Source organism: Methanobrevibacter sp. (genome assembly GCF_045541095.1).
GTDB lineage: Archaea > Methanobacteriota > Methanobacteria > Methanobacteriales > Methanobacteriaceae > Methanocatella.
In genome coordinates, this window is sequence record NZ_JAZQIJ010000104.1 from 1 (window position 1) to 5,443 (window position 5,443).

A 5,443-nucleotide genomic window follows, 5' to 3' on the forward strand; every position below is an offset into this window, starting at 1 on the left:
AATATTAAAGCTCCATATGAATGTATGGAGTTAAAAGAATATAAACTTTCCGATTTTGTACCAGAGTTTTTTGAATTCCGTCAATCTGATGATCTTTCTCGATTTGGTTGTGAAAATATTGAGGATAATCTCATTAGATTGGAAAAAAGAGGTAAAATTCATTTTGAAAATCGAATTGCAGTTTGTCCTAGTTGTAAATCACATCATATAGTTAAAAATGGAACTTATGAAAGAAAACTTATTTTTTTAAGAATTGGGGAGCAAAAATGCATTATTCAAAAATATAAGTGCAAAAAATGTGGTAAAGTCTTTTATTCAGATTTATCTTCTCTTGTTTATCCTAATTCCAATATTACTTTACCTGTTATTGATTGTATTGAAAATTTATATCAAATTTATGGTGCAGGGCTTCATAAAATACGATTTAACTTAAAACAACAGCATAACGTTGAAATCTCACATCAAAGTATAGAAAATATTATTTTGAACTCCAAATATGAATTTGACTATGATAATTGGTACTATTCCGGATATTACTTGTTTGATAGTCTTTGGACTAGAATTAATGGAGTATGGCAGTATATTTTGGCTTTATTCGATGTAAAATTAAATACTCTTGTTTCGACCAAATTGGTCAAATCAGAAGATTCCAAGACCATTTATAATTTTTTAAACGAATCATTACGTAATCAGAAGAAGATATCAATTGGAACGGATTTAAAACATGAATATCGTGAAGCAATAGATAAATTAAAAGTAAAACATCATTTCTGTAAATTTCATGTAAAACAAGCAATAAACAAAAGATTTAAAGGTTATTTTGACAAAAATCAATTAAATGAAGAAGAAATGGAAAAATTCATCGATTTAAAACAACATATTTTTAAAATATTAGATGCAAATAACCTTGATGAAGCAAAGAAATTACGTGATGAGCTTATTGATAAAAATTATCCAAAAAATAAGTTTACACACAAAATCGTGTGGAAATTCATCATTTCCTACTTTAAAAAATTAACGACACATCTGGAAAATAATAACATTCCATCCACGAACAATAAAATTGAAAATATCTTCCAAAAAGTATTTCCAAAACATATAAAAAGAACAATGAAAATAGAACAAGGACTTTCAAGCAGATTCATGCTAAAATTAAATCATTGGAACATAAAAAATGAAAAAGAAAAAAATCACACAAGTTTTTGAAAGAGCCCTTTTTAAAATCACTATTTATTTATATATTGGTGAATAAATCACTAATCATATAATGTTTTAAAGCATTAATTGAGGTGAAAGTTTTGCTAAACAAAAAGATTTTGGTTCTGGCAATATTTCTCGTTTCGCTATTGGCACTCTCAGCCGTGAGCGCCGAGGATAACGTAACGGATGATGCTGTCGGATCGGACAGTGATGAAAATATTATTGAAAATACTAACGATAACGTATATTCTGCAGCGGATGATTTTAAAAACAAGACAACATTCGGTGGCCTGGTTTATACTCTGAACTATGCTGCTGAAGGAGATGTCTATCTTAACAAGGATTATAAGTTTGTAGGTACCGAATATGAATATGACCCTAATACTGGTGCAAAAATTCATGTTGTAGACGAGAAGGGAATCACCATCAATCGCAACTTGACTATTCATGGTAACGGACACATAATCGATGCGAATAATTCCGCAAGATTTTTCAATGTCTTAGGGCACAATGTCGTATTGAAGGACATTGTTTTTGTAAACGGTAAGGATAACGAATGGAACTCCCCAATTGTTTGGGAAGGCAATGGAGGTATTGTGGACAACTGTACATTTTACAATTGCAGAGTTAATTGTTACGGAGGAGTATTCATATGGGATGGCGACAGCGGCAGGATAACCAACTGTAATTTCACAGACTGTTATGCATATAATGCCGGTGCCGTTCTCTGGAACGGTAATGACGGAACTGTTTCCAACTCCAATTTTGATGGATGCAGTCTCTGCGATAATGCAGGTTCAATTAAATGGACAGGTGAAAGGGGTACTGTCGATGGATGTACCTTCACAAATGCTGAGGTAGTTAAAGGAAACGGAGGCGCCATCATATGGGAAGGTGCCAACGGTACAGTGACCAATTCCAATTTTTTAAATATCACCACATCCTCTGTCGGTTATACTAGTGGAGGAGGTGCAATTTATTGGGATGGTGAAAACGCCGTAATATCCAAATCCAAGTTCAAAGACATTTCCGTTAACTGGAACGGAGGTGCCATTAATCTGCATAATGTCAATGGGACTGTAACAGATTGCAGTTTCTTCAACTGTACTGCTGGTTCCAGTGGTGGTGCTGTTTATATTCACTCCCAAAATGGTGAAGTCTTGAATTCCAATTTCACCAATTGTATCATGGCAATTCATTTGAATAAGGAAAATGGAACTGTTAAAAACTCCAATTTCTTCAACTGCACTACAACAAATAGCGGCGGAGCCATTCTGGTTTCATCTGATAACTGTTCAGTCTACGATTCTAACTTTGCAAACTGTAACTCCACTAGATGGGCAAGTGCAATTAACTGGGATGGTAACAATGGTGTCCTCACCGGATGTACTTTTGAAAAGTGTTGTGCAGATGACTATGGAGCCATTCTCTGGACAGGTAACAACGCCACCATATCAGATTCCAATTTTACCGATTGCTATGCACGCAGCGCCAACGGTGGTGCTGTCGGTATAACTGGTGCATATAAGACATTTACCATATCAAATTCCAATTTCTTCAGCTGTCGTGCCAACAGTGATGCCGGAGCCATCCTTTGGGGAAGCGGCAACGGCAATGTTTACACCTTGAACAATTCCAATTTCTACAATTGTTCATCCGGCAGATACGGTGGAGCCATCAGCGGTAAAGTAAACGTTTACAATTCCGTTTTCGATGAATGTTCAACAGGTGAAAGCGGTGGAGCAATGTATGAAGGTTCTGCAACAAACTGTAATTTCACCGGCAACAGGGCAAAATGGGGAGGTGCAAAGCACAGTACAAACGGTGCGACAGTAAATTGTATCTTCATTGGAAATGTGGCCGGAGATTATGCCGGTGCAGTGTATGGAAACGCTATTGACAACTGTATTTTTGTTGACAATTATGCTGAAGGCCGTGACGGCGGAGCACTTTACAGTGTTCAAATGGTTTCAAACTCTGATTTTACCAACTGTCATGCCAACAAGTCCGGAGGTGCCATCTACAAGGCGGATTCAGTTATCAACTGCAGTTTCAATAACTGCTCTGGTGCAAATGAAGGTGGAGCCATTCGTTGGGATGGTTATCAGGGTCTTGTCAACAATTCAAGTTTCAATGACTGTTCAGCCGCCAAGGGAGGAGCCATCTTCTGGACAGGAAATGCAGGTCTCATCTCCAATTCCAATTTCACAAGATGTTCTGCCAGTGAAAACGGCGGTGCCTTCAGTGGATCAGCAAGCGTCGCAAACTGCAGTTTTGTAGAAAATCACGCTGATGGCCGTGGTGGAGCTATGGCAAGAGGTTCTGTAAGGGACTCCACATTCTGGTATAACACAGCCAGTCAGGACAATAACTGGTATGACACTAAAGTTCCTAACCTTAACATTAATGTCGTCAACTTCAATTCAGTTTACGGATCAGGAGATGCAATTTTCCTTAATGCAACCGAAGGCGACATTGCGGTAAACGATGTAATCATTACCGTCCGGGCATCCAAAAACGACAAGTCATTCAATGGAACATTTGACTGTCTGACCAATACCGACTGGACTGTTGATTTGGACGCCGGTGTATACACAGCCAAAATGGCTGTCGAGCATCATGCCTATAATTTGGACAAGTCAATAACATTGACAATCACCCAAAGACCTACAAATCTCACAGCAGTGGACATTTCAACCACATATGGCGCAGATGACTATCTGATTGTTACTTTAAGGGACTTTGAAGACAAAAACGTGAGCGGAAAAACAGTATCAGTTGACCTGAACGGCGTCAAAACTTATGTAACCGATGAAAACGGTCAAATCAGAGTGCCTGTCAAAGGAGTGCCTGCAGGAGACCATGTGGCTTTAATCACTTTCAACGGAACCGGAGACAACTACGCCACTTCCACTGCAAGCGCAAACGTCAGTGTTGCAAAGTCTGCCACTTCAATATCTGCTGATGCAGTAACTACAGTCTTTAATGGTGGAAAATATCTTGTTGCAACCTTAAAAGATGCTTATGGAAATCCGATTGTTGGAGCCAAGGTCGTTGTAAACATTAACAGCCCCAAAACATTGGAAAGTGACAAGAGCGGTCAGGTAAAGTTGACTACTAACAATATTGCCGCTAAAAGCTATGATGCAAAAATCACATTTGCAGGTGACGCAAACTACCTTGCTTCATCCTTTAATGTGAAGGTTACAATCAAAAAGGCTGCAGTCAAACTGACCGCCAAAAAGAAAACCTTCAAGAAATCCGTTAAAACCAAAAAGTACTCAGTAACCCTTAAGGACAACAAAGGCAAGGCAATGAAGAAAATCAAGCTCACCTTAAAGGTCAAGGGCAAAACCTACAAGGCAACAACAAATTCCAAAGGTACAGCAACATTTAAGATCACCAAATTGACCAAGAAGGGCAAGCACACTGCAACTGTCAAGTTTGCAGGCAACGGAAATTTCGCTGCAAAGACAGTAAAACCTAAAATTACAATTAAGTAGATGATGTTTCATCTACTGTTTTTTCTTATTATGTTATAATGAGTTGAGAGAAATGAAATTTAAAAAGATAATGCTGATAACGTTGTTGTTGGCTGTTTTAACAATTGGTGCTGTAAGCGCCGCCGAAGATGCGGACGTGCTTGCAGTTGAAGATGCGGGAGATGATGCGGTTGCTGAAGCTCTCGGTGAAGATGATGTGGCATCTGGTGAGGACAGTGATACCTTAATGGATGACAGTGGTGCTTTGCCGGATGAAAATATATTATAGACTTTGGAAGCGACAATATCACCGGTCGTGATGATGAAATATGTGAAATTAATGATCAGGAAGGAGGGTCAAATTGCTGGGCTTCCATATATGCAAATGATACTTTAGTATTCGATGAGGAAATACAAACTTATTTTCCTTTTGATAGATAATTTCTCATCACACAAAGCAGACATTGTAAAAAATCTTGCAAAAGAATTAAACATCAAATTATGTTATTTACCTCCATATTCGCCCCAATTACAACCAATAGAAAAAGTATGGTACAAAAATAAAAGAGACAACGTGCAATACAAAATTGATAAAATCAAAAACTTCAAAAAAATGGACAAAGATGAAAAACTAAACAAATTAAAAGAAATTGTTAAAAATTCATTTTATAAAACTGTTAAATCAAAAACAATGTGGAATAAAGTTTTAAATGAATATATTAAACCACCAATTAAAAAATTACATCCGCGCTACAATTCAG

General features: G+C 37.3%; 4 protein-coding genes. All 4 read left to right on the top strand.

Features of this window, described 5'->3' with window-relative positions; genetic code table 11:
• The first annotated feature begins 24 nt into the window (after nt 1–24).
• A complete protein-coding gene (locus ACKI2P_RS04665) occupies nt 25–1,206 on the top strand; it encodes a transposase family protein (protein ID WP_407375471.1) in 1,182 nt (393 codons plus the stop codon).
• 92 nt (nt 1,207–1,298) lie between these two features.
• A complete protein-coding gene (locus ACKI2P_RS04670; RefSeq protein WP_407375465.1) occupies nt 1,299–4,703 on the top strand; it encodes a right-handed parallel beta-helix repeat-containing protein in 3,405 nt (1,134 codons plus the stop codon).
• A gap of 52 nt (nt 4,704–4,755) precedes the next feature.
• Nucleotides 4,756–4,971, top strand: a complete 216-nt coding sequence (locus ACKI2P_RS04675) for a hypothetical protein (RefSeq protein ID WP_407375467.1) — start codon at nt 4,756–4,758, stop codon at nt 4,969–4,971.
• Between the two features lie 141 nt (nt 4,972–5,112).
• Nucleotides 5,113–5,443: transposase (locus ACKI2P_RS04680; protein WP_407375469.1), on the top strand; the 331-nt coding region annotated here is incomplete at its 3' end.